The 24,707-nt window shown below is 55.2% G+C and carries 19 protein-coding genes and 3 tRNA genes; 14 read left to right on the top strand and 8 right to left on the bottom strand.

What is annotated here, in order from left to right; all coding sequences use genetic code 11:
- Positions 1-8 precede the first annotated feature (8 nt).
- The 3 genes from ACWHYZ_RS19020 to malQ form a co-directional block, all read right to left on the bottom strand.
- A complete protein-coding gene (locus ACWHYZ_RS19020; protein WP_447984238.1) occupies positions 9-1,256 on the bottom strand; it encodes a glucose-1-phosphate adenylyltransferase in 1,248 nt (415 codons plus the stop codon).
- A 218-nt stretch (positions 1,257-1,474) separates the two neighbouring features.
- The gene (locus tag ACWHYZ_RS19015; RefSeq protein ID WP_447984237.1) at positions 1,475-2,521 is read right to left on the bottom strand and encodes a mechanosensitive ion channel family protein; all 1,047 of its coding nucleotides are present in this window, start codon (positions 2,519-2,521) and stop codon (positions 1,475-1,477) included.
- Positions 2,522-2,607: 86 nt separating this feature from the next.
- Positions 2,608-4,881, bottom strand: a complete 2,274-nt coding sequence (malQ, locus tag ACWHYZ_RS19010) for a 4-alpha-glucanotransferase (RefSeq protein WP_447984236.1) — start codon at positions 4,879-4,881, stop codon at positions 2,608-2,610.
- A 24-nt stretch (positions 4,882-4,905) separates the two neighbouring features.
- Between malQ and glgB the strand changes: the two genes are divergently transcribed.
- Positions 4,906-7,107 (top strand): 1,4-alpha-glucan branching protein GlgB, encoded by a 2,202-nt coding sequence (gene glgB, locus ACWHYZ_RS19005; protein ID WP_447984235.1) that lies wholly within the window; start codon positions 4,906-4,908, stop codon positions 7,105-7,107.
- A gap of 1 nt (position 7,108) precedes the next feature.
- On the opposite strand, the gene treZ is transcribed toward glgB, so the two are convergent.
- Positions 7,109-8,977 carry a malto-oligosyltrehalose trehalohydrolase gene (gene treZ / locus ACWHYZ_RS19000; protein ID WP_447984234.1) on the bottom strand — a complete coding sequence of 623 codons (1,869 nt, stop codon included), beginning with the start codon at positions 8,975-8,977 and terminating at the stop codon, positions 7,109-7,111.
- Positions 8,978-9,109: 132 nt separating this feature from the next.
- Between treZ and ACWHYZ_RS18995 the strand changes: the two genes are divergently transcribed.
- The 5 genes from ACWHYZ_RS18995 (at position 9,110) to ACWHYZ_RS18975 (ending at position 13,597) form a co-directional block, all read left to right on the top strand.
- A complete protein-coding gene (locus ACWHYZ_RS18995; protein ID WP_447984233.1) occupies positions 9,110-9,406 on the top strand; it encodes a DUF2934 domain-containing protein in 297 nt (98 codons plus the stop codon).
- Complete coding sequence (gene glgX / locus ACWHYZ_RS18990) at positions 9,403-11,544, top strand: glycogen debranching protein GlgX (RefSeq protein ID WP_447984232.1); 2,142 nt, start codon at positions 9,403-9,405, stop codon at positions 11,542-11,544. Before ACWHYZ_RS18995 ends, glgX begins: the two co-directional genes overlap by 4 nt.
- A 217-nt stretch (positions 11,545-11,761) precedes the next feature.
- Entirely contained in the window at positions 11,762-12,400 is a 639-nt protein-coding gene (locus ACWHYZ_RS18985) for a septal ring lytic transglycosylase RlpA family protein (protein ID WP_447984231.1), read from the top strand.
- A 123-nt stretch (positions 12,401-12,523) separates the two neighbouring features.
- Complete coding sequence (locus ACWHYZ_RS18980; RefSeq protein ID WP_447984230.1) at positions 12,524-12,745, top strand: hypothetical protein; 222 nt, start codon at positions 12,524-12,526, stop codon at positions 12,743-12,745.
- Between the two features lie 30 nt (positions 12,746-12,775).
- Positions 12,776-13,597 carry a HEAT repeat domain-containing protein gene (locus ACWHYZ_RS18975; protein WP_447984229.1) on the top strand — a complete coding sequence of 274 codons (822 nt, stop codon included), beginning with the start codon at positions 12,776-12,778 and terminating at the stop codon, positions 13,595-13,597.
- A 155-nt stretch (positions 13,598-13,752) separates the two neighbouring features.
- On the opposite strand, the gene ACWHYZ_RS18970 is transcribed toward ACWHYZ_RS18975, so the two are convergent.
- Together ACWHYZ_RS18970 and ACWHYZ_RS18965 are read right to left on the bottom strand one after the other, a co-directional pair.
- On the bottom strand, positions 13,753-14,199 hold the full coding sequence (locus tag ACWHYZ_RS18970; RefSeq protein WP_447984228.1) for a hypothetical protein: 447 nt from the start codon (positions 14,197-14,199) through the stop codon (positions 13,753-13,755).
- A 19-nt stretch (positions 14,200-14,218) separates the two neighbouring features.
- Positions 14,219-15,520, bottom strand: coding sequence for a HEAT repeat domain-containing protein (locus ACWHYZ_RS18965; protein WP_447984227.1), 1,302 nt, complete (start codon positions 15,518-15,520; stop codon positions 14,219-14,221).
- Positions 15,521-15,665: 145 nt separating this feature from the next.
- Between ACWHYZ_RS18965 and ACWHYZ_RS18960 the strand changes: the two genes are divergently transcribed.
- Positions 15,666-16,139, top strand: coding sequence for an HIT family protein (locus tag ACWHYZ_RS18960; RefSeq protein WP_447984226.1), 474 nt, complete (start codon positions 15,666-15,668; stop codon positions 16,137-16,139).
- A gap of 23 nt (positions 16,140-16,162) precedes the next feature.
- Here the strand turns inward: ACWHYZ_RS18960 and glgP are convergent, their stop codons facing one another.
- Complete coding sequence (gene glgP, locus ACWHYZ_RS18955) at positions 16,163-18,307, bottom strand: alpha-glucan family phosphorylase (protein ID WP_447984225.1); 2,145 nt, start codon at positions 18,305-18,307, stop codon at positions 16,163-16,165.
- A gap of 156 nt (positions 18,308-18,463) precedes the next feature.
- Positions 18,464-19,306, bottom strand: a complete 843-nt coding sequence (locus ACWHYZ_RS18950; protein WP_447984224.1) for a hypothetical protein — start codon at positions 19,304-19,306, stop codon at positions 18,464-18,466.
- Positions 19,307-19,457: 151 nt separating this feature from the next.
- On the opposite strand from ACWHYZ_RS18950, the gene ACWHYZ_RS18945 reads away from it, so the two are divergent.
- From ACWHYZ_RS18945 to rpmG, 7 genes are all read left to right on the top strand, one after another.
- Complete coding sequence (locus ACWHYZ_RS18945) at positions 19,458-21,476, top strand: ATP-dependent helicase (RefSeq protein WP_447984223.1); 2,019 nt, start codon at positions 19,458-19,460, stop codon at positions 21,474-21,476.
- The gene (locus tag ACWHYZ_RS18940; protein ID WP_447984222.1) at positions 21,460-22,401 is read left to right on the top strand and encodes a hypothetical protein; all 942 of its coding nucleotides are present in this window, start codon (positions 21,460-21,462) and stop codon (positions 22,399-22,401) included. The genes ACWHYZ_RS18945 and ACWHYZ_RS18940 overlap by 17 nt, the downstream gene beginning before the upstream one ends.
- Positions 22,402-22,638: 237 nt before the next feature.
- Positions 22,639-22,723, top strand: a tRNA-Tyr gene (locus ACWHYZ_RS18935).
- 156 nt (positions 22,724-22,879) lie between these two features.
- Positions 22,880-22,954 (top strand) — tRNA-Gly (locus ACWHYZ_RS18930).
- A 122-nt stretch (positions 22,955-23,076) separates the two neighbouring features.
- A tRNA-Thr gene (locus ACWHYZ_RS18925) sits at positions 23,077-23,152 on the top strand.
- A 99-nt stretch (positions 23,153-23,251) separates the two neighbouring features.
- Positions 23,252-24,457: an elongation factor Tu gene (gene tuf, locus ACWHYZ_RS18920; RefSeq protein ID WP_447984211.1), complete on the top strand. Its 1,206-nt coding sequence runs from the start codon at positions 23,252-23,254 to the stop codon at positions 24,455-24,457.
- Between the two features lie 22 nt (positions 24,458-24,479).
- A complete protein-coding gene (gene rpmG / locus ACWHYZ_RS18915) occupies positions 24,480-24,629 on the top strand; it encodes a 50S ribosomal protein L33 (protein WP_447984221.1) in 150 nt (49 codons plus the stop codon).
- The last annotated feature ends 78 nt before the right edge of the window (positions 24,630-24,707 follow it).

Here is a 24,707-nt window from a genome sequence, read left to right as displayed (position 1 = left end):
TCCTGTCACTAATGGAGCGTGGGATGCTGATAGAGCGACGCCCGATCTGTCGTATGCCATTGTGGCAGCACCACTAATCCTGACCGGTCTACTGGAAACCGTTTGCGATCCGCGCTCACATCAAACCCAATGGACGTTCCTTCAGGGATATGATTGAACCGATCGACAATGACGCGGCGGAGACGCGATTTCGCTCCGATAACTGCGCCATCAAGAATAATACATTCATCCAGTGAGGCCCCGTGTTGAATTGTAATATCCCGTCCAATGACGGACCGTCTGATGTCGGCTTCGAAAATGCGGCTGCCTTGCCCCACGACACAATGATCGAGATGCGTTCGAATCAAACTCGACGGAGGGGCATCATAGTTGTCGGTTAAAATCGGCCACTGTGTGTTACAGAGGTCGAACACGGGTGATTCGCCGAGAATGTCCATGTTGGCCTGCCAATACGCTTCCAGCGTGCCGACATCTCGCCAGTACGCCGGTTCTTCATAGGATTTCATCCCCGGAATGCGGTTCTGGCAAAAGTTATAGGCCAGGATGCGATGGGACCCGACCGCACGGGGTAGGATATCCCGGCCGAAATCATGCGAGCCGGGTGCGTTCGCATCATGTTCAAGAATGCCTTGTAGGACACGGGCATCGAACAGATAGTTACCCATCGAAGAAAACGCGTGCTCCGGGTCGGTCGGCATCGGCTTGGGGTGTTTGGGTTTCTCCTGGAACCCGACGATGTGAGGGGTTCCCTGCTTCTCGGCCACCTCAATAATGCCGAAGCTTTGAGCCGCAGGCACCGGGACGGGTCGGGCCGCGACCGTGATATCGGCTTGGTGCTCCAGGTGAAACTGCACCATTTGATTGATATCCATGCGGTAGATATGGTCTGCCCCGAACACCGCGACAAGATCCGGGTTGAAATCGCGTAATAGGTTAATATTCTGATACACGGCATCCGCCGTCCCTTCGTACCAGCCGCTTCTCGTCCGCATTTGTGGAGGAACCACCGAGACAAACTCATTCGCTTGTCGTTCCCCAATTCGCCAGGCTCGCCGCAAATGCTCGATCAATGATTGCGAGCGATATTGAACCAACACATAGATCGAACGGATGTTCGAGTTGAGGAAGTTGCTCAAGACGAAATCGACGATTCGATATTTGGCGGCAAAAGGAACGGCGGGTTTGCTTCGATGCTCAGTCAGCGGCATGAGGCGTTCGCCTTTGCCGCCGGCCATAATCATCGCCAAAATATTCATACGGTCTTGTTCTCTTTCAAAGATGTCTCCATATCATGCTCGAGGATCGGGTGTAGGACGCTTATGAAGCGTATGCAAGGGAGAGACCGGTGGCGGTGTCCTGATCCAGTCAGTAGAGGCAAGGTGATTCAGGCGAGAGGAGAGGCTGAAAAGCAGAAAACCGGTGGCAACTTGTCCGATTTGTGGACAAGTTGTCCCGTAGGTCAAGCATTCTTCCGTCAGTCGGGGATAGAGGGAGGTTCGGTGCGCAGATGAATGGTCCGTTGTGGGAATGGAATTTCAATATCTTCGGACTGAAATCGTCTGAAGATGCGTTTACGCAATTCATGCTGGGCCAAATATTGATCGGTAAACTCCCGTACCTGGCAGATCAGGGTGAAATCCAGGGAGGATTCACCGAACCCGGGAATAAACCGCACAAAGGGAGCAGGCTCGGCCAGCAAGCCTGGTATCTCGCCCAGCGCGGCAGTTGCCTCTTCGACGAGGATTCGTTCAATTCGTTCAGGGTCCGACTTGTAGGAGACAGTGATGGGAAGCAGTAAGGCCATTCGCGGCTCAGGGAGATAATAGTTCGTCAAAATGGATTGCGTTAATTTGCTGTTGGGAAGAATGACCATGTTGTTCGGCAACATGCGGATTCGAGTCGTACGCCAGCCGATATCCGCCACATAGCCCTCTTGTCCGCTTTCCAACTTGATAAAATCCCCGACACGAATCGGCTGTTCGATCAAGAGATGAATGCCCGCGAAAAAATTTGAAAGGGTATCCTGTAAAGCCAAGGCGACGGCGAGGCCACCGACCCCGAGCGCTGTAAGCACAGGCGTAATGGAAATGCCTAAGCCCCCCAAGAGCACCAGCACACCGGTGATCCAGATGACGACTTTCACAAAGGTGAGCGAGAGCCCGGTTGCCGGCATCGCGACGTGGCTCTGTCTTAATCCCAGGCGAAGCGCCGTGCCTGATAAGTTGGCGATGGCCACCGTGACTGAGATAACCAGCAAGCTGAACAGTAACTTCAGGGCCGTTGCGCTGGGGCGCGGCGGCAGGTCGGCGGTATCGATGGCGGTGTAGAGCCCAATGAGGACGCACCAGATCAGAGAAGGGACCCGAAAGCTCTCGATCATGACCTCGCCAAAGGGAGAGGCCGTGAGGCTGGCCCAGCGTTGTAGCGCGCGGACCGCCAGATACCGCAGACCGAAAGCCAACCCGCTGACCACGCCGAAGACGGCCGTTGCGGTCAAGATGTTCGCAGTCATAGGCGACATGAAATGGTCCCCGATTGGATTGATTTAAATCGACGACGAGGCGATCGGCGTCTTGAAATGCGGTCGACACTATAGCGGATTCGACCCTACGAGGCTAGCCGTTTGCGGCCTTCTTTGGTCCGCCGCAGCGGACGTTCTCGCCGCAGAACGCGCGCGATCAGTTGGACTCGGGGCAGCCGTGACCAGGTTTCCAATGTAGACCCGGCAGGACCGGCTTTCATTCGCCATACGGGATATTGGTCGGCTGGTGCGCCCGGAAGATTCGGCGTGTCCCGGTCTCCAAGAAGATCTTCCAGCGGAACGGCCAGTAAATAGCAGGGGGTACGGGCAAGGTAGGTATACACCGCCCGGCACAGCGTCTCGTCCAGGTTAGAACCGCTCGACTTCACCGAATATTCTTTCGGGAGCACATGCGCGGTCTTGAGGGCTCTCATTAACGCCTGCCTGTCGCGATCGCGCGTGTCTTTGTCTCGCTGTATCAGCGTGTCGTCAGGATACAATGCAAGTTTTTCCTTCAGGTCAATGTCGCGTCCCGTCCAAAATCCGTGTAAGGTGGGAAGATCATGCGTCGTGACGGCCGTCATGGCTTGTCGGGGATAGTGATGAGGCGGAATAAATGTGCCGTCATCTGACTTTTCGAAGAAGAGTAACCGATAGGAGAGGAGTCCTGCCTGTATGAGCTGTGTTCGAATCTCCGATGTCACGGTGCCCAAATCTTCACCGACGACGACGACACCGTTTCGCCGGCTTTCTAAGGCGAGAATGCCAAGTAGATCTTGCGAGGGATATTTGATATACGCGCCCTCGGAGGCGGACCGGCCCTCAGGGATCCAGAACAAACGGAACAATCCCATGGCATGGTCCAACCTGAACAAGCCGCTATGCCGCATATTCCGCCGAAATCCTTCCACGAAGAGCCGGTACCCGCTGTCGGCAATCCGTTCCGGATGCGGGGGCGTCAAGCCCCAGTTCTGCCCTTTTGGTGAAAAGAGGTCGGGCGGCGCCCCGACCGATGCTCCTTGTGCGAAGTCGTCTTGAAACGCCCACGCATCTGCGCCGTTCGGATCGATACCGATCGCGAAGTCGGTATACAGCCCGATCGGCATGCCGCCGCGCTGTGCCGCCGACTGAACCCGCTTCAGTTGTTCATCGCATTGCCACTCCAGATAGCCATAGAAGTTGACATGGTCTTGATGACTGCGGAGAAACTGTTGAACTGATGGAGAGTCAGGATGCCGGTATTCGGGTGGCCATTCCCGCCATGGTCGTGGTCGTGCTCCTCGCGGTGTCACATGGTCTTGCAACGCTTGGAAGAGGGCAAATCGTTGCAACGGCGGTCCCTGCTCGGCCATGAAGCGCCGAAACGCTCGACCGCGCTTGGTCCGAGGGCCCAGATGTGCCGTGGTAAAGATGCGAAACAGCTTTTTGAACAGCGGCCATTTGAGCTGCGACACGGTTTCGTAATTCACGGTCTCAGTTTGTCGGAGCGAGTCAAGTGATCGTTGAAACGCCCGACGAGCCACAAGGCGCCGCACCGCTGAGTCTTTGAATTCAGTGATCCACTCCAAGTGAAGATAGAGCGGGTTATGAAAGAGCCGGCTTGATGGTGAATAGGGACTGACGCCGCCCGGCAGAAGCGCATGAAGCGGATTGACACCGACCATCGCGGCTCCGAGCCGTCCCGCCCAGCGCATCAGATCGGCGAGGTCGCGAAAGTCTCCGATTCCCCAGTTCCATCGCGACCGCAGACCATACAACTGCACCGTGAGCCCCCACCATTTGTCGACGGGCGTTCCGGCTTTCGTACGGCCCCTTGGTCGCCATGTTGGAGGGAGATAGCAATGTTGAGGCGCGACAATAACTTGCGTGGTGCCTTGGCAGTGTTGGCCGTGCCACTGTGCCTTGACCTGAAACTCGTAATAACCAGTTTGAAGATCTTGTGGAAAGGGCAGGGCGACACGGACGTATCGGCGCCCATGTATTGGTTTGTTTCCATCAACTGTTGCCCCATGCGGGAAGGCGGGATGCTCCCTCACTGCCCCGCTTTCGTCTCGGATACTCCATGTCACGCGCGTGTCAGAAAACACCGACTTACTAACTGGTAGATGGATATGCCACACTGGCGGCAGTGAGCCGCCTCTTACGACCAGAGTTGGAGGCGTCAGGGACGGCCATGGCGAGCAAGCCACGTTATCGAACTCGTGAGGGGAACTGTCGTTTTTCTTCGCGGCATTGTTCAATAACTCCAGAATGGAGCGAAGATTCTGTGGTGATATTGTCTTCAGGTTTCCTAGCTCGTCGGTATACTCCGTCTCTATCCCATGTATGTTGGCGAGGCGCAAGACCTTCCTGTTTCTCATAACCATGGTTTATTATACTGGAGCATGATGACTCGTACTGCCGAAGACCTCACTCGACTCCTGCGCGCCGAACATTGGAATCCGTTTTCTCTGCTCGGACCTCATCCCTCTACGAAAAATGGGCAGCCAGTTGTAGTCGTGCGGGCCTTCCTACCTGAAGCGGCCACCGCGGATGTGCTGATGAACGGGGATAGGGCCATTCCCATGACGCGGATCCATGATGAAGGACTGTTCGAGGCGACGATCCCAAAGGATATTTCCTCGGCTTCTTATCAGCTGCAAGTGACCGACCTGCTCGGTGCCGTTACGCAACGACACGATCCGTATGCCTTTCGGAATTTAGTATCAGATTTTGACCTTCACTTGTTTGCCGAAGGACGTCTGTACCGGGCGTATCACATACTCGGTGCACACTGCATTCAGATCAATGGTATTGCGGGGGTTCGTTTCGTAGTCTGGGCGCCGAACGCGATGCGTGTCAGCGTGGTCGGCGATTTCAACGGATGGGATGGCCGGCGTCACCAGATGTGCAACCGAGGGGCCTCCGGCCTGTGGGAGCTCTTCATCCCCGATTTGCCCGAAGGCTCCATTTACAAATATGAGCTTCGTCCGGGCAATGGCGGCGCGCCATTTTTGAAGGCTGATCCATATGGGTTTGCCTCGGAACTTCGCCCGAAGACCGGCTCCATCGTTCGCGACATCACCCGGTATCAATGGAACGATCAGGCATGGATGGAGCAACGGGTGCAGCGCAATTCCCTCTCAGCCCCGATGTCCATCTATGAAGTCCATCTTGGATCATGGCGTCGTGCGCCTGAAGAGCACAACCGGTGGCTGACCTATCGTGAGCTGGCGGCCACGTTGGTCCCGTACGTCAAAGACATGGGATTTACTCATATCGAGCTGATGCCGGTAACCGAGCATCCATTTGACGGGTCATGGGGTTATCAGACGACTGGGTACTTTGCACCGACGAGTCGATTCGGCACGCCTGAAGATTTTATGTCTTTTGTCGATGCCTGCCATCAAGCCGGCATCAGCATCATCATGGACTGGGTTCCGGCCCACTTTCCTGATGATCCGCATGGGTTGGCGTGGTTCGACGGCACGAATCTCTACGATCATCAAGATCCTCGCCTGGGCTACCATCCGGAGTGGCACAGCCGCATTTTTAATTTCGGCCGTGTGGAGGTGCGGAACTTCCTGCTCAACAGTGCGCTGTTCTGGCTCGATCGCTATCATATCGATGGTCTTCGGGTCGACGCGGTTGCTTCCATGCTGTACTTGGATTACTCGCGTAAGCAGGGCGAATGGATCCCCAACAAGTATGGCGGCAACGAAAATCTGGAGGCCATTACATTTCTCAAGGAATTTAACACACAGGTGCATCAGGACCATCCGGGTGTTTTGACCATTGCCGAGGAGTCCACAGCGTGGCCTGGTGTGTCGAAGCCGACCTATCTAGGCGGGCTGGGGTTCAGTCTCAAATGGAATATGGGGTGGATGCACGACACGCTCGAGTATTTCAGTCTCGATCCGATTCACCGCCGCTATCATCAGAACAAAATTACGTTCGGGCTCGTCTATGCCTTCAGCGAAAATTTCGTGCTGGTCCTCTCGCATGACGAAGTAGTCCATGGCAAGAAAGCGTTACTGGATAAAATGCCGGGCGATCTGTGGCAGCGGTTTGCCAATCAACGGGCCCTCTTCGGATTTATGTATGGGCATCCCGGGAAGAAGATGTTGTTCATGGGCGGAGAGTTCGGTCAATGGTGGGAGTGGAATCATGACGATAGCCTGCAATGGCACTTGCTCGAACACCAGCCACACCGCGGCCTGCAGCGATACATGCAGGATCTCAATCGTGTCTATCAATCCGAGCCGGCGTTATATGAAGTGGATTTCGAGTGGTCCGGTTTTCAGTGGATCGACTTTAGTGATGCCGACCACGCCGTCATTGCGTTCATGCGACGCGCGCGCCATACCGACGATTCGGTCCTCTGTATTGGAAATTTTACTCCGGTGCCTCGTGAACGCTATCGCATTGGCGTCCCCGCGCTCGGCTGGTATCGAGAAGTGCTCAATAGCGACTCAGCCCTGTATGGCGGGTCCAACATGGGCAATGCAGGGGGTCGCGAGGCCGAGGATGTATCTTGGCACGGGCAACCCTATTCGCTCCTGTTAACGCTTCCGCCGCTCTCGGTCCTCTTTTTGAAACGACAGTAGCTCACTCTTGACGCTTGTCCTTGCTGCGTATATACACGGCCGCGCCGTATGCCGGGAGGTCAATCCGCTCAGCATTCGAGGGGATGCTGAGCGTGTGGAGCGCAGTCGTTTCTCCGCTCCCTCCGTATTCTGATGCCCAACTAGCTGCCTGCAGCATCCATACGCCTTCCGGCTTGTCCAATAAGAGCTGCACCAGTTTCTTATTCAATCCCACGATGACCAACGTGGCATCACCTTCTTCGGTCCAGCGATGGATCATGATAACGCGCTGTTCCTCAAGCCTGTGGATGTGGTGATAGCCGGGAAACGTCGCATAGGGTGGCAATGTTTTTCGGAGGTACATGAGCCGGCGATGCCACGCCAGCAAGGCGTTCTGTCGTTCATTGTGCGGTCCGTCAAGGTGCACGCACGAGCGCGTGAACGTCGCAGCATCAAGTGGGTCCGGCACCTCTGTCCATCCGAAGGCCGCAAATTCTTTCTTGCGTCCTTGACGCACGGCTTCATTCAAATCCGCATCGCTGTGATCGACGAAATATTGAAACGGCGCCGTCTCGCCGTATTCCTCTCCCATGAACAGCATAGGAGTTTGAGGCGCAAGCAGGACAGCGGTAGCCGCACTTTTTAACGCTTCCGCAGGGACCAGCGTACTCAGTCGCTCGCCTAACGCACGATTGCCAATTTGATCGTGATTTTGCGCACATATCACGAGTTGTTGTGGCGGACGATGGCGTATGGTATTGCCATGGCGCCGGCGCCGATGCTTGGAATGCTGACCGGCGTACACGAATCCGTCCTGCAGTGCAGTCGTCAGGTCGGCGAGCTGACCGAAGTCTTCGTAATAGCCGGCCCGTTCACCGGTAAGAAGCACGTGAAGAGCGTGGTGAAAATCGTCGCTCCACTGTGCATCGAGTCCATATCCGCCTTCTCCCGACGGAGAGATAATCCGGCTGTCGTTCAGATCACTTTCGGCAATCACTAATGCGGTTCGCCCTAATCGTCCGGCTTCAGCATGGACCGCATCAGCCAATTCTTTGAGGATGTGAACGGCGCTGAAGTCGTAAATGCCGTGGATCGCGTCCAATCGTAAGGCGTCAATGTGATACTCGGTGACCCAATATATGGCGTTGCTGACGACAAAGTGTCGAACGTCATCACTGTCGGGGCCGTCATAATTGATGGCTGATCCCCAGGGTGTTCGATAGCGATCGGTGAAGTACGGGCCAAAGTCAGCGAGATAATTGCCTTCGGGTCCCACATGGTTGTACACGACGTCGAGAATGACGGCGATACCGTGTTGATGGCAAGCGTTCACCAATTCTTTTAGGCCTTGGGGTCCGCCATAGGTGTTTTGAGGGGCAAAGAGTCCTACGCCGTCATAGCCCCAATTGCGTGTGCCCGGGAACTGCGCGACGGGCATGAGTTCGATTGCCGTGATGCCGAGGTCTCGAAGATACCCCAGATATGGGATAATCGCTTGGAAAGTTCCTCTGGTCGTTAGCGTTCCGACGTGAAGTTCATAGATAATAAGTTGTTCGCGAGCCAGTCCATGCCAGTGCCGATCCGTCCACTGGAATTGCCGCGGATCGACCACTTCGGACGGCCCGTGCACGCCTTCGGGCTGCGAACGAGAAGCCGGATCGGGCCGCTCCTTGTTGCCATCAAGAAGATAGACGTATCGGTCCCCGGTTCTAACATTCGGGGCGTCGGTTTCGAAATAACCTGCGGCACGGCGTATCATCGGAAGTGGGGTTCGACTTTCATCCACTAGTTTGAGGTCGATACGCGAGGCATGGGGTGCCCACACGGTAAATCGAGTGCCTGATGCATGAGGCTGCGCGCCCAGATTCAATTGTCCATCGGCGTTAGGCATGTCGTCAGTCTGCCAGATGGCGGGCGTGATGGCTAGGCTGGTGTTAATCCGACATCAAATAGGGCATTTAGCCGATACGTTTGACGGTGATCGGCTGGCATGCTTTACCAACTATCTATTGAGGGAGATTCTATGGCAAAGCGGCGGTCTACGATAGAGGACAAAGGCAAAGAGCCGACCGATGTGCGAAAGCGTGCAAAAGACTCCTCAGCTTTGAAGTACGAGACGCAGCAGGAATCTCCATCAACCACGGCGGCGTCCGAACCCGGCCTCAGTCTTGTAGAATATCATGCGCGCATCGCGCGGAAAGCATATGACCTCTTCGAACGCCGTGGGCGGAATGAAGGTCACGATGTAGAAGATTGGCTGGAGGCGGAACGACTCGTCAAAGAAGAGCTTCTCCAGCACGGCGAAACCGTCATCTCATGAGAATCTGGACAGGACGATCATATCCATTGGGCGCCACATGGGACGGCGAAGGCGTCAACTTCGCCTTGTTTTCTGAGAATGCGACACGAGTTGAACTGTGCCTTTTCGATGCACATGATTCGGATCATGAATCCCATCGAATTCGCATGGAAGAACGCACCGATCAAGTCTGGCACATGTATTTGCCGGAAGTCAGACCCGGTCAACACTATGGATATCGTGTGCACGGTCCTTATGCACCCGAAGCCGGTCATCGCTTCAATCCAGCCAAATTGCTGATTGACCCTTACGCGAAAGCAATTTCGGGTACGATTGAATGGTCCGATGCGATGTTTGGTTATCGGATCGGCGATGAAGCCGCCGATCTCTCCAAAGATGATCGCGATAACGCCGGTAACGTCCCGAAGTGTGTCGTCATTGATCAGGCGTTCACATGGGGGGGGGATCGATTATTGCGCACACCGTGGGATCAAACGGTAATTTATGAAGTCCACGTCAAAGGTTTTACCGCACGCCATCCGGACGTCCCGGAAAGCCAACGTGGAACCTATGCCGGGCTCACGTCTCCGGCCGTATTGGATTATCTGAAATCATTGGGTGTCACCGCCGTCGAACTTCTTCCTGTGCACCATTTCGTTCGTGACAAACATCTCTATGATCGCGGACTCACGAACTACTGGGGATATAATTCAATCGGATTCTTTTCACCCGATATTCGATATGCGAGATCTCCAAAACGTGGGGAGCATGTCAAAGAATTCAAGACGATGGTGAAAACTTTGCACAGCGAGGGCCTGGAAGTGATTTTGGATGTGGTCTATAACCACACCGGCGAAGGGAATCATCTTGGTCCGACAATTTCGTTTCGAGGCATCGATAACGCCGCCTACTATCGGCTCGTTCCCGGTAACAAGCGCTATTACATGGACTACACCGGAACCGGGAATACATTAAACGTCACGCATCCGCGCACGCTGCAACTGATCATGGACAGTCTCCGTTATTGGGTGCAGGAGATGCATGTGGATGGATTCCGATTTGATCTGGCCTCGACGTTAGCCCGAGAACTACACGACGTCGACCGATTGAGTGCATTTTTTGACATCATCCACCAAGACCCGATCTTATCCCAGGTCAAACTGATCGCCGAACCGTGGGATCTCGGTGAAGGAGGGTACCAGGTCGGAAATTTCCCGGTCGGCTGGGCCGAGTGGAATGGACGGTATCGGGACTCCATACGACGGTACTGGAAGGGGGATGGTGACCAGGTCGGGGAGCTGGCGTATCGGTTGACCGGCAGCAGTGATTTGTACGAGACGAGCGGGCGTCGTCCCCATGCCAGCATTAATTTTGTGACGGCTCATGATGGGTTCACCCTGAACGATTTAGTGTCCTACAACGAGAAACACAATGAGGCCAATAGTGAGGACAACCGCGACGGAACCGACGAGAATTTCAGTTGGAACTGCGGCGTAGAAGGGCCGACTGATAATCCGGATGTGGATGCGCTTCGAGAACGGCAGAAGCGAAACTTCCTGGCGACACTCCTGCTCTCTCAAGGCGTGCCGATGATTTGCGGAGGCGACGAAATCGGCCGCACGCAGAAAGGAAACAATAATGCCTATTGTCAGGACAATGAACTCAGCTGGTATGACTGGAAGTTTGACCGCTCCACACGTGATCTGTTCACCTTCGTTCAGCAGCTCATCGCATTGCGGCGGGAGCAACCGGTCTTACGTCGCCGACGTTTCTTCCAGGGGCGCCGAATCTGGGGATCAGAAGTAAAAGATCTCGCTTGGTTTCGTCCCGATGGAAAAGAAATGACGGATGAAGACTGGAACAAGGGCTATGTCCGATGTCTCGGCTTGCGTCTGGCCGGCGACGCGATTGAAGAAAAGGATGAAAAGGGGCGCAGAATCATAGGAGATACAATACTCATCTTGCTTAACGCTCACCACGAGGCGCTGCCGTTTACCTTGCCGGCGCACAAGCGTGGCGTCCGATGGGAGACGTTATTGGAAACGACCATACAAGAAGATCAGAAACCGACGTTGTTTCACAAAGGCGGAGACCGGTTCGATCTCGAGGCGCGGTCCATGGCCGTCCTCCGCCTCCGTGGGCAAGAAAAAAAATCATGACGATGAATGAAAACCGTCTGTTACGTGTCGCGGGGCATGTGTCATTCCAAAGTCTAAGGACGAAAGTCGGATTGACGTTCGTGTGAGGGATTTGATACTGTGGGCTCACTTGTTCATCCTCCCCGCAAGTCTTCGCGTGCTGATCGTATCGTTTCTTTCTTTGGTTCATTAGATTGCGTGCACCTGGTCTATTTCTGACAGCCGGTCTGGAGGGAATATGCGTCTCAGACAACCATACATGTGGGCGCTCGTCGTCACGGGTAGTGTGCTGATGGGCGGGTGCGCCGGCTTGACCAAAGGGCAAGCCGATTTGGATATCGGCATGAAGGAGCGGGGAATCGCTTCTTGGTATGGAGATGATTTCCATGGATGGGTGACCGCCAGCGGGGAAATCTATGACATGCATATGTTGACCGCTGCACATAGGACATTGCCATTGGGAACCATTGTCCGCGTCACCAATGTCGTGAATGGAAGGCACGTCGTGATCCGGATTAATGATCGAGGGCCTTATGTCAATGGTCGCATTCTTGACGTCTCTTATGCGGCTGCGAAACGATTAGACATGTTGAGGGATGGCATCTCGGCGATCCAGCTAGAAGTTGTGGGCCAACATGTGCTCGGTACCGTTTTAAGCGAACCAACAGGAGGACGCCCGGGAGGTCCATGGCAGGAAACGGCGCTAGGTCCTGTATCGGTGTCCCTGCCACAGGTTCTCTCTCAGATTCAGCCGCTTGATCGCGGCCCTCGCTTGATGCCGGCCGACGTGATTCGGGAGCGGCGCGCCCGGAGAGTCGGCGACATTATGGCAGCCGATTGCCGGGGTGATGTGGTGGCCGAGCTTGCGCTGGTCTAGTGCAGCGATCCTTCCAATCAATTCTTGCAGTCTGTTCTGCTCATACAGCTCTGTTGACACCGTCGTTGTTCCTCTACTACACTGACCAACTCACCGATTGTTCAGATATGAAGGAGCGTGCGAATGGCTAAGAAAACGCCGTTGGAAACGGATATGGCTCGATTACAGAAAAAGGTCGCGGAGCAGCGAACTGCCGCGGAGAGCACCAAAGGGAATCCTAAACTGCGATCGCTCCATAAACGTTTGAAGCGTGCCCAGCGTAAGAAGCGAAGACTTGCGACCCGGAAACGACATGCCATGGGCAAGAACGCCGGCGCTCAGAAGACCGAAACAGCTACGGCCTAGCGACGCAGCCAGGTTGAGGGTATAGGAACCATGAGCAACGATCGCCAAAAAATTGAAGAAGGGCCTTCACTTCAAACTGAAGACCACAAAGATGAGATGGCGGACCAACTCTCTGATGCCTTGACTGCTTCCGACGAGGCGGCTCTGGATCAGACGGCCGGCGAGCCAACTCAGGAAACAGCGCTGGAAGAAGAGCGGATCAAGGATGAAGTTGAAATCCAGATCGACCTGCTTAAGGATCCGGACTGGGCGGTACGTAGAGAAGCCGCCATTACGCTCGGGGAAATGGGGGATGAACGGTGTGTCGAGCCGCTGGTTCGCGCGCTTCAGGATGGCGACTGGCAGGTCCGCGAGGTGGCCAGCGAAGCGTTGGGTATGGTTGGTTCACCGGCCGTCGATCCGCTGATCAAGTTGTGCCGTTCGTGGGATCATCGAAAGGCGGCTATTCGCGCACTAGGCAAAATCAAGGATGAGCGAGTCCTGGATCCTTTGATCAACCAACTCCGGAGCGATGAATTCGGGGAAGACGCGACTGATGCCTTAGTAGAGTTGGGACCACCCGCAGTGGAGAAACTAGTCGCGGCATTGAGCGACAGGGATGACAATACTCGTAAGCAAGCCGTCATCGCGCTCGGCCGTATTCAAGATCCTTCGGCGCTTGACCCGTTGATTGAGAAACTGAAAGACAAAGATTGGTATACGCGTCTGACAGCCGCTGCTGCGCTCGAAAAGATAGGCGATGAACGGGGGCGTGAAGCGATCAAGCCCTTGTTGAAAGATCCCGATATGGTTGTAAAAATGCGCGTTGAGCGGATATTGGCGGCGTGGAAAAAGCGTGCCGCGAATGCATGAAGACTGGCTGAAAAGGCCGCCAACTTCGTTCTCGGCTCACAACAACCTTCCGTACTCCCAGAGAGGGTGCGCCTCCGGTTCTTCTGGCCTGCGGGTTCGTTAGATGAACTTTTGCAGCGGCCTTTGGGAGGAACCCCAGTACTCATGAATTTTTGCTAGTGCGCGGCGAGTTTGTCGACTTCCTTTTGAACCTCATCCAGCCTGCTTCCCGGGATTGATTTTCCTGACGCAAGTTCTTGCTGAACGGCTCTGAGTTTTAGAATGAGGCCATTGATCTGAGTCGTTCGTTCTGCCACCTTTTCGATCTGTTTCGTTCGCTCTAGATCGCTCACCGCTTGATCTAACGCCTTGGCCGCACTCCCCAAATTGTGGTCCAGAAGATCTGATTTGGCTTGTATCACCTGGGCCTTCGCATCGACGAGGCTTTGACGGCCGCGCAAACTACGCTCGAGCCCCACCGTCGTATCGACGACGTTCCGAGAGAGATCGGTGACCGTATCCGCTACGGTTTTGGTCAAATCGTGGAGTGAATGTCGCCCAAGATAAAAACCCGTCGCAAAGGTGGCGGTCAGGACAATGAGGAATCCCAGAAACTTCAGCATTGCGCTCCTTTGTTCTGTCTCATTTGGTCTGCCGCAACACTTGAAGCAAGCTGCCGGCTGCCGTCACCCGGACGGCCGTATCGGAGTCCTGTAGCATCGGCTTCAGCACGGGCACTGCTTCTCGCCGCGCCATTCGGCCCAACGCGCGGGCGGCCATGAGCCGCGGTTGCGGCTGAAGATCTTGTCTCAGTAGGTCCAGCAAAGGAGTGCCTTGCTGATATCGTGAGAGCCCAATTGCCTGGGCCACTGCGCTACGGATCGACGGATCGGCATGTTTGCTCAATTCTCTGGCGATCAACGAGGCCTCGGTATCGCCAAGCCTCAGGAGACCTTCCAATGCTCCGGTTCGGACAAAGTCGACAGGATCCTTGGCGGCCTGCCACAGCAACGGCCTGACATGGGGTAACTGCAAACGCCCCAAACTCGCGGCTGCGATACTCCGCACGCGCGGGTCTTCATCTCCGATCGCATGTGTGAGGGGGGCGGCGCTTTCGGGTGTACCGAATTCCCCCAATGCGCCGGCGGCAAAGGCGCGGACCGAAGGGGTAGGATCATACACAGACTGGCTCAGTACCGTAAATCCGCGAGGCATCTTCAATCGACCCAGCATGCCGATCGCGGCCATACGGGCATCGGGGTCAGGCAGGCTGGCTGTACTGAGGATGTCGTCGAAAGCTTCCGTGTGACCTAATTTTACGAGCGCGGCGGCGGCAAACACGGGGAGGGCTCCTTCATCCGCCCGTGCAATACGGCGAAGGATATCGACGAGACTCTGATCGCCCGTATCGCCTAAGGCACTGATGGCGGCAATTCGGACGGCCGGAGCGGGATCTTGCAAGGCACGTTTGAGGGCCGTGAGGGCGCTTGACGGCTTCGATGATTTTGACGCGACCAGTGCACGTCCAAGCCCTTCCGCCGCCAAGGTGCGAACCAATGCTGAAGAATCGAACAGCCCGTCCTCGAGAATAGCCATCATCTGCGGATCTGCGCTGTCCTTGAGGGTGGTATAGGCGGCGATCCGTACATGTTCTTCGGGGCCCCGCACATGACTGGCCACAAAGGCGCTCGCGATCTCACGAAGAAGATGGGCATCATCCGGTTGTCCCGACGGAACGAGCTTCAGGTAACTTTTGAAAGCCGTTTCAGGACGCCCGAGCTTGAGATAGCTTTTGACACCGATCTTTAACAATTCGCGTGGCGGGTCCTGGTCAGGTGGAAGAGTCTCAAGTTGACGGATGACCTGATCAAAGTGACCTTTCTTAAAAGCTGCGAGCGCTTCCCGCGGTGTGTCGGCATGGTTGGGTTGGACGACGCCGGGCATAGCGTGACTACTTGGAGCCAGCAGAAGAATAGTCAGAATGACGGGGAGGAGAATCAAGGGTTTGAATGATCCGATCAGATGCGGGGCATCTTAACATCCGTCGTGTAGAGGTTCAACGGAATGGCTTCTTGACAGGATGAAGTCGATGCTGATACTGCAGCAGCAGACTGTTATGAATCTGACTTGCATAGCCTGTTCGGGACAGTGGCCACCCCTCGATCATCGTATTGCCGACTGCGGTACATCGATTGCCTATCTATTTGAAGACCAATTCTTCCCCGGCTGGACAGTCTTGGTCCTGAAACGCCATGCGACAGAACTGTTTGAGCTGTCGGAAGAAGAGCGCAGCCGATTGATGGAAGAAGTGAGCGCGACGGCCGAAGCCCTGATGGGGGCGTTTCAGCCCGTTAAAATCAACTATGAGCTGCTCGGTAACCAAGTCCCCCACATACATTGGCATCTAATTCCTCGCCTGCCTGGTGACCCGTCACCCCGTGACCCGATCTGGACTGTGGCGCATGAGAGGCAGCCTTTAAATCCCGCTCATCTTTCTGAACGACTTGCTCTCATTCGGTCGCGGCTGTCTTCCCAGCGTCCGGGCTATCATCGTCCCGGATAGATTGACCGGGGCCGGGCGGTTCTTCACCGCATGGCCGGAGACCGGTTGCCGGCTGGCGCATAGAGCAGTTCCATATATTCTTTGACCATTCGCCGGGTGCAGAACCGAGGGGCTATCGTTCGAATTGCATCTTTGACGATTTGGATCCAACCACGCGGGATGCCGTCTCGGTCCCGCATATAATAGAGCGGAACAACGTCCTGCTCGAGGATATTGTAGAGTTGATCTGCATCGTGGGCGTCCTGCGCCTGCCAGTCCGTGAGGTGCAATGAGGTGGGAATGGGCCATCCATTCGCGCCATCATATCCTTCCTGCCACCATCCATCTAGCACGCTTAAATTAGGGACGCCGTTCAGTGCAGCCTTCTGACCGCTGGTGCCGCTGGCCTCCATCGGCGGCCGCGGGGTGTTAAGCCATACATCGACGCCTTGCACGAGGTACTTCGCGACATGCATGTCATAGTCTTCCAGGAAGGCGATATGTCCACCCATGCCATGATCTTTGCAAAAGCGATAGACCTCATGAATAAACTGGCGCCCCGGCTCGTCGGCTGGGTGCGCCTTTCCTGAGAAAATAATTTGGACCGGGCGCCAGCGATCTTGGAGCAGCGGTTGTAGACGGGACAGCGATCTAAAAATGAGGGGTGCCCGTTTGTAGGTCGCGAACCGGCGGGCGAAGCCGATCGTGAGAGCCTCGGGGTCCAATAACGTCCCGCCTGCCAGGACTTGTGTAGCATCAAGGCGCTGCTGCATCCATCCAGCCCGTGCCCGTTCGCGAATCAGGGCCATCAACTTCCGTTTCTGCATGGTCCGGACAGCCCACAGTTCTGCATCGGGGATCTCCGTGACCCGATGCCAGACCGCGGAGTTATCGGAGTGATGCGCCCATTCCGGTCCCAAGTATTTACTGAAGAGTTGGTTAAGCTCAGGGGACACCCACGTCGGGATGTGAATGCCGTTGGTAATGCTTCGGATCGGAGTCTGATTTTCAGGAACGTCGGGCCACAAGTTCCGCCACATATGCCGGGAGACACGGCCATGTTCTCGGCTGACGCCGTTCACATGGGAGGACATGCGGAGAGCCAAGGCTGTCATATTGAATCCGGCGTCGGGATAATCCGGATGCTGCCCGAATTGTAGGAACGCGTCCTGGGTTAACCCAACCTGCTCCCAATAGGGTCCGAAGTACCGGTGCATTAAATGGAATGGAAATACATCGTGCCCGGCAGGAACGGGCGTATGCGTAGTGAATACCGAACATCGACGGACGCGTTCAATCGCGTCGGCATGGGCATGTCCGGCTCGAATTGATTCACGATACAGTTCCAGCGTCAGAAACGCCGAATGGCCTTCGTTCGCGTGCCACACGTTCGGAGACAATCCCAGGGCGCGCAGCGCCCGCACCCCCCCGATACCGAGCAAGATTTCCTGACACAGCCGAACTTCTTGATCGCCACCGTACAACCGCGCCGAAAGCTCCCGATCACGCGGCTCATTTTCCGGGACGTCCGTGTCCAATAGATAGAGTGACACGCGGCCGACCCGAACCTGCCATACCAGCACTTTGACCGTTCGATCGCCCATTTCAACGTCGACACAACAGGGCTTCCCAGAAGGATCAAGCGCTTGGGTGATGGGTGACTCCAGTCGGTTGAACGGCTCATAGTGCGCTTCCTGCCATCCATCCGAGGTGATGTGTTGATGGAAATATCCTTGGGGGTACATAAAGCCCAACCCGACCAGCGGGATGCCCAGATCGCTGGCCTCCTTGCAATGGTCGCCGGCTAAAATGCCCAGACCGCCGCTATAGATCGGCACTGAATTATGCAATCCAAATTCAGCAGAAAAGTAGGCGATCGTCAGGTCGTTCCAATTGGCATACTGTCTGCTGAACCAGGTGCCTTCTCGGCTCATATACTCATCGAAGGCCTTGACAACAGCCGAATACTGCCTGACGAAAATGGGATCTTCATTTAAGACGGAGAGCCGATCAGGCTTCAGATCCTGAAGCAGTTTGACGGGATTATGATGAGATAGTCGCCAGAGCGTGGGATCGATTGTTTCAAACAATTGCCGAGCCTCGGGTGTCCAACTCCACCAGAGATTGTAAGCCAATTCCGAAAGCCGAATGAGTCCGCCGGGACGAGACACCGGGTGGCTGTCGTTCACGATTCCTCCTTGCAATTAAACATCTCTAGTGGTGTACGGTCTGCTTAACAAATTGACTTCGGTATGGTCCGTCCTACACGGAGCTACGATTGCCTTAGGCGTGCTTTGAGGATTATTTGAACCGAGAACGTATAGGGAGACTGTTTCAGCATCCCGTTACGCGTGACCTACCTGTTGCCACGGTGCCCAGTTGGGTGAAAAGGCGACGGCGGCATAGCGTTCTCCGATAATTCTGGTCACGCGGTTCATCAACCGGGACAGTTCTCGCGTTTCGTCTGGCGTGAGGTCTTGGCGGAATCGCGGATGGAGGCCCCATCTCGTCTCCACTTCCTCATTCTTCAGCACCGACATGACGCTGACGAGTTTAATCTCGTTGCCTATAGTGCCGCTTGCCGGCGTTTGGCGAGGCGCTTCCGCGCCGCCTTCGGATGTCGCATTCAGCGTCGGTGCCTTGTGCGTCGCTCCTTCGAATGCCGCCTTCATCGCCGGAATCGCCGCATTTGCGCATAAGGTCGCCGCCGAAATGACTAAGCCATTGCCCGGCGCTTGCATGGCATCTGCGATTCGCTCACCAAATAGTTGTAGATATTGCGCTTTGGCAGGACTCTCTTCGGTCACGACAAATGCCTGGCACTCGTACACTTGTCGGCTCTCTGCGACGGCCTGGCCAATCGTCAGCGTGACTTCCATTTGGTCGGTATCGGGCCCGAGTGCAGGAGAAAGGACGGCTTTCAATTGCTGGGTGACCGCATCTTCCAGGCTATCCATAAATTCGGGCCGGTCCTTCAAGGGAAGGTAAAAGCCGGTCAAACGGTCTGCCAGGTTGAATAAGACTTTCAAAAATTCGAGGTAGATCTTCCATTCCTGCTGTGACGTCAGCTTCAGGGTCTGATCGGGAAGAGTGCGCTTGACCATCGTGACGGACTCACCCGAAACTGCTGTAAGCAGCGCCGCCAGTTCGCGTAGTAAGCTGGCATGTTCGCCCTGAGAAGCTGACATGATGACCTCCAAAGGTGGCCCATTATATACAACTTAATAGAGAGCGTCCAAGCGTTCAGATGAGTGTAGTCCAATCTTGAAACGAAAAGCCAATGATCTTGCGCCACTCTATTCGAGACGGTATAACCACTGCAACCTTGTGGAGGATGGAATGGACCGTGAGATAAAGGCATATGTCCTGCGGCGTACCGAGCATGAAACACCATTGACGCTCTCTCTTGACTACGGGCAGGCCCTGAACCCCCAACAGTTGGCGGCGGTGACGGCTGGAGATGGTCCTGCACTCGTCATTGCAGGAGCGGGAAGCGGGAAAACGAGAACGTTAATCTATCGCGTTGCCTATCTGATTGATAAGGGTATCGACCCGAGTTCGATTTTGCTGGTCACGTTCACCCGAAAGTCGGCACAAGAGATGCTGAACCGAACCGGGCTGCTCATCGGGAGTCGAAGTGAGCAAGTGTTTGGCGGCACTTTTCATTCTGTGGCCAATACGCTGCTTCGACAATATGGTCGGCCGATCGGGCTGCAGCCCAGCTTTACGATTTTGGATCGAGGGGATTCAGAAGATCTTATCAGCCTGCTGCGCGCACAACTCGGTTTGAGCGAGAAGGACAAGCGCTTTCCCCGTAAAGGAACGATCGCAGAGATCTTCAGCAAGTGTGTCAATACCCTGCAAGGCCTCGATGATGTGGTGCTGTCGGAATTTGCGCATTTCTCTGAACATCTCGAAGACCTGGATAAGTTATGGCGGGCCTACGAGGCCGACAAGCGAAAACGACAACTGTTGGACTATGATGATTTGCTGGTGAAGCTTCGAGAATTGCTGTCGACGGATGAGACGGCCCGACGGACGGTGTCCCATCGCTTTCGCTATATCCTGGTCGATGAATACCAGGACACGAATCGGTTACAGGCCGATATCATCAGGAAATTGGCCGCCACCCACGACAATGCCATGGTCGTGGGAGACGATTCCCAATCTATCTACGCATTTCGGGGCGCCACCTTCCGGAACATTATGGAATTTCCGACGCTTTTCCCGGCGTGCCGCATCTATAAGCTGGAGGAGAATTATCGAAGCACGCAGCCCATCTTAAATGTGGCCAACGAAATTATTCGACGGGCGACCGAAAAATACAGCAAGGAACTGTTTACGCGAAAGCTCGATGGACCATTGCCGGCTCTTGTCCAAGCCGCAGGGGAAAACGCCCAATCCCGGTTCATTGCACAGAAAATCCTCGAATTGAGGGAAGAAGGTGTGCCTCTGGATGAGGTCGCGGTCTTGTTTCGATCCAGTTTCCATTCTTTCGATCTCGAAATAGAATTGTCCAGAAGAGACGTGCCGTTCGTGAAGCGCGGAGGATTTAAGTTCATCGAGACGGCCCATGTGAAGGATCTGCTCGCTCATCTGAGGGTCATTGAAAATCCCCTCGATGCCGTCAGTTGGAATCGGGCTCTGCTGATGGTAGACGGCGTCGGGCCAAAGAAAGCTCAAGACCTCATTGCGTCCTTTTTCAAGGAAGGGCGACCTGATCGGACCCCTTTTGACGCGCTTCGAGAGGTGGCAGGCCGATCCTCTCGGGGCTTAAAGGATCTCGCCAAGGCGTTGGAGGAAGCCGGTAAATTGGCGGAACTGACGCCGGCGGAGCAGGTGAATGAAATCTATAGCTACTATTTGCCCATTCTCAAAGAGCACTATGATGACTATCCGAAGCGGGTGCGCGATCTCGAACATCTCTACACGATCGCGGAACGTTACCAGAAGCTGGACGCCTTTCTGGCAGATCTGGCCTTGGAGCCGCCGGATCAGAGCGTGACGGATGTCGATGGCGTCGACCGAGACGATGAACGGGTCGTGTTGTCGACCATCCATTCGGCGAAAGGACTAGAATGGCAATGTGTCTTCGTCATTTGGGCCGTCGACGGCCGGTTCCCTTCCGCCTACTCCTTTGCGACCGAAGAAGAACTGGAGGAAGAGCGGCGCCTGTTTTATGTCGCGGTGACGCGGGCAAAACAGCATTTATTCTTGACCTACCCTATTAATGTCTATGACAAAACCACCGGGTCGGTTCTGTCAAAACCATCCCGGTTTTTGGATGACGTGCCTTCTTCTCTGCTCGAGACGTGGGCCCTGGTCGAGGAAGGCGGCTTCCATGATCGATGGGGGTAAGGCGGATAAAAAGCACATTGTCCTGGCCGGCTGGCTAGTCATTTCTCTTTTGGCAGGCCCTGTGCTCGCCGAGGATCGATCGGCTACCGGACTGAAGGACCCGGTCAATCACGTCAACGACGATTCCTGGCAATCCCTCATCAGGCAGGCCAAGGTCGCGGGATTACCGACGCAATTTCTGGTTGCCATGGATCCGGGCTTTGTGACATTGGAATTCGACGATCTCCATGCCTTTGCGGCCGAGTATCATCCGGAGGAGCATCGACTGGTGCTGAACCGAAGCCTCTCCTTCAACGCGGCCGGAGGTCGCCTGAAGCAAGTGGCCAATTTGGCTCCGCGAGAATTGGGTACGTTGTACCATGAATTGTTTCATGCCTATATCGATTACATCAGTTCGCTTGCCAATCCGGAAGTCGCCGGCCACATGGCGGTTCGCTTGCTCGCGTTTGCCCGAGATCGGCAACAGTGTCAGTATCAGCAGGTCAGCATCACGCCAATCGTACAGCGAAAGACTCGGACAGAAGAGCGATTTCTGAGCGATCGTGAATCCTGGGAGGCGTTGAATGAGACGTGGGCCGTGTTTGTCGGTTGGGCTATTTGGACGAAACTAGAAGTGCAGCGAGCACTACCGAAATCGGGGCGGAACAATGCCGCCGTCCAGGATGCATGGGTCAATCGGCTGAAAAAGGCAGATCAAGAGGGAGATTTAATTGGTTATTACGAGCCGGAAAATAACGCAGAACGATCTATTGCTCGAAAGCGCTACCTGGCGCCTTCGAACAGAATTACCCCACAAGAAGTGAATCAGTTGCTACAGGATTTCCTGGAATATTCACCCGCAGAGGCGGATCGTATATCCGGAGCACTGAAGTCGAATCGCGGTTCACTCACCGGGAGTTCACGTTGTCGCGATCTCGCCAAATAGCCTAGGCTTAGGCTATGCCGAGCGGACAGAATGTCAAAATACCTTAAAGCCATTAAAAAAACATGCCATCCCACTTGACATATCGAGACATCATTCGTAAAATTGCCTGCTTCCAGAATAGCTAACTGTCCATCCTGAACAGTCATCTCCTGCTGGGCGATTGGAAAGCGGAGAGCTGTGAGCGGGATGGTTTGTTTTTGCGCACACAAGGCTGAATCAAGAGACTTTGCGATGTTAGGGCAGGTACCCAAGTGGACAAAGGGGGCAGACTGTAAATCTGTTGCCATCGGCTTCCAAGGTTCGAATCCTTGCCTGCCCACCATAACAAACTTACTTGAGCCGCTTGCTTTGACCGATCGCCGGCGGAAACCGAATCTGCCAAGAGGCTGTGGTGTCTGCCATGTGCCAGTATCGAGAACCGGAAGTTTTAGAAGTTTTAAGTGGTCGGATCATACCTTTGCTTGTGACTTCTCGGCGTGCGGGCGTAGCTCAGTGGTAGAGTTCCAGCCTTCCAAGCTGGCTGTCAGGGGTTCAAATCCCCTCGCCCGCTCCATCTTTCATGGGCACGTCAGGCGTCATTCGTGAATTGCGTGAATTGATGGAAGGCAAGCATGGAGCAGTGATCTGTTGGCTGCGTGAAGACAGATGAATGACGACGAGCGATGAACGAAACCTGCCCACGTAGCTCAGTTGGTAGAGCACGTCCTTGGTAAGGACGAGGTCACGCGTTCAATCCGCGTCGTGGGCTCCAGCATGAATCATATCGAGACTAATAAGCAGTCGCGAGTGCACCCATCTCGCCGAACTTTGGGAACATTACCAATTAACACATCGGACGAAGGAGGAGGGTATGGCGAAGGCGAAGTTTGAGCGGCGCAAGCCCCACGTGAATATCGGGACGATCGGGCATGTGGACCACGGCAAGACGACGCTCACGTCCGCACTGACGAAGATCTGCAGCGAGCGGGGCATGGCGAAGTTTGTCAGTTACGACGAAGTGGCTAAGGCGAGCGAATCGCAGGGCCGGCGCGATGCGTCCAAGATCATGACGATTGCCATCAGTCACGTCGAGTACGAAACCGACAAGCGGCACTATGCGCACGTGGATTGTCCGGGGCATGCGGACTATGTCAAGAACATGATTACGGGGGCCGCGCAGATGGACGGGGCCATTCTGGTCGTCAGCGCCGCCGACGGGCCCATGCCGCAGACCCGCGAGCACATTCTGCTCGCCCGGCAGGTGGGCGTGCCGTATGTCGTCGTGTTCCTCAACAAGGCAGACAAGGTCGATGATAAGGAATTGCTCGAGCTGGTCGAATTGGAAGTGCGCGAGTTGCTGAGCAAGTATGAATTTCCGGGGGATAAGACGCCCATTATCACTGGGTCGGCCACGAAGGCCATGGAAGGCGATCAGAGCGAGATTGGCGTGCCGTCGATTCTGAAGTTGCTCGATGCGGTGGATAGCTACATCCCGACGCCCGTACGGCCCATCGACAAGCCGTTTCTGATGCCGATCGAAGACGTCTTTACGATCAGCGGCCGGGGGACGGTGGTGACGGGGCGCTGTGAGCGCGGGATCGTCAAAGTGGGCGATGAAATCGAGATCATCGGGTTGCGGCCGACGCAGAGCACGATTGTGACCGGAGTGGAGATGTTCCGCAAGGTGCTCGATGAAGGGCAGGCGGGCGACAACATCGGGGTGCTGTTGCGGGGGACGAAGAAGGAAGATGTGGAGCGCGGCATGGTCCTGGCCAAGCCCAAGAGCATTACGCCGCATACGAAGTTCAAGGCGGAAATTTACGTGTTGACCAAAGAGGAAGGGGGCCGGCATACGCCCTTCTTTAATGGCTACCGGCCGCAGTTTTACTTCCGGACCACGGATGTGACGGGGATCGTGCAGCTCAATCCGGGGGTGGAGATGGTCATGCCGGGGGATAATGTGACGATCAGTGCCGAATTGATCTCGCCGATTGCGATGGATCAGGGCTTGCGGTTTGCCGTGCGGGAAGGTGGCAAGACCGTCGGCTCCGGCATCGTCACCGAAATTGTGGCGTAGTTAAGGAAGGCGGGAGAGCGCTATGCGGGAAATATTCTCAATGGCCTGTGGAATCTGTAAGCGGCGGAATTATTCGACCATGAAAAATAAGAAGAACGATCCGGATCGCATTGAGCGAAATAAGTATTGCCGTTTCTGCAGAAAGCACACGTCCCATAAAGAAGTGAAATAAGCCAGTGAGCGGCTATCAGTGAAGGGCTTTTGTCTTGGGCTCAGCAGGCAGCTCAAGGCAGGCCTCCAGCAAGGGGCC

The sequence above is a fragment of the Nitrospira sp. Nam74 genome, assembly GCF_965152615.1.
Note: the sequence above shows the minus strand (reverse complement) of the source record. Positions and strands in the feature narration are given on the sequence as shown.

Excerpts from the sequence above, each read along its gene's own strand:
- ACWHYZ_RS19020 (WP_447984238.1), bottom strand. The coding sequence starts at position 1,256 with ATGAATATTTTGGCGATGATTATGGCCGGCGGCAAAGGCGAACGCCTC.
- ACWHYZ_RS19015 (WP_447984237.1), bottom strand. The coding sequence starts at position 2,521 with ATGTCGCCTATGACTGCGAACATCTTGACCGCAACGGCCGTCTTCGGC.
- malQ (WP_447984236.1), bottom strand. The coding sequence starts at position 4,881 with ATGAGAAACAGGAAGGTCTTGCGCCTCGCCAACATACATGGGATAGAG.
- glgB (WP_447984235.1), top strand. The coding sequence starts at position 4,906 with ATGATGACTCGTACTGCCGAAGACCTCACTCGACTCCTGCGCGCCGAA.
- treZ (WP_447984234.1), bottom strand. The coding sequence starts at position 8,977 with ATGCCTAACGCCGATGGACAATTGAATCTGGGCGCGCAGCCTCATGCA.
- ACWHYZ_RS18995 (WP_447984233.1), top strand. The coding sequence starts at position 9,110 with ATGGCAAAGCGGCGGTCTACGATAGAGGACAAAGGCAAAGAGCCGACC.
- glgX (WP_447984232.1), top strand. The coding sequence starts at position 9,403 with ATGAGAATCTGGACAGGACGATCATATCCATTGGGCGCCACATGGGAC.
- ACWHYZ_RS18985 (WP_447984231.1), top strand. The coding sequence starts at position 11,762 with ATGCGTCTCAGACAACCATACATGTGGGCGCTCGTCGTCACGGGTAGT.
- ACWHYZ_RS18980 (WP_447984230.1), top strand. The coding sequence starts at position 12,524 with ATGGCTAAGAAAACGCCGTTGGAAACGGATATGGCTCGATTACAGAAA.
- ACWHYZ_RS18975 (WP_447984229.1), top strand. The coding sequence starts at position 12,776 with ATGAGCAACGATCGCCAAAAAATTGAAGAAGGGCCTTCACTTCAAACT.
- ACWHYZ_RS18970 (WP_447984228.1), bottom strand. The coding sequence starts at position 14,199 with ATGCTGAAGTTTCTGGGATTCCTCATTGTCCTGACCGCCACCTTTGCG.
- ACWHYZ_RS18965 (WP_447984227.1), bottom strand. The coding sequence starts at position 15,520 with ATGCCCGGCGTCGTCCAACCCAACCATGCCGACACACCGCGGGAAGCG.
- ACWHYZ_RS18960 (WP_447984226.1), top strand. The coding sequence starts at position 15,666 with ATGCTGATACTGCAGCAGCAGACTGTTATGAATCTGACTTGCATAGCC.
- ACWHYZ_RS18950 (WP_447984224.1), bottom strand. The coding sequence starts at position 19,306 with ATGTCAGCTTCTCAGGGCGAACATGCCAGCTTACTACGCGAACTGGCG.
- ACWHYZ_RS18945 (WP_447984223.1), top strand. The coding sequence starts at position 19,458 with ATGGACCGTGAGATAAAGGCATATGTCCTGCGGCGTACCGAGCATGAA.
- ACWHYZ_RS18940 (WP_447984222.1), top strand. The coding sequence starts at position 21,460 with ATGATCGATGGGGGTAAGGCGGATAAAAAGCACATTGTCCTGGCCGGC.
- tuf (WP_447984211.1), top strand. The coding sequence starts at position 23,252 with ATGGCGAAGGCGAAGTTTGAGCGGCGCAAGCCCCACGTGAATATCGGG.
- rpmG (WP_447984221.1), top strand. The coding sequence starts at position 24,480 with ATGCGGGAAATATTCTCAATGGCCTGTGGAATCTGTAAGCGGCGGAAT.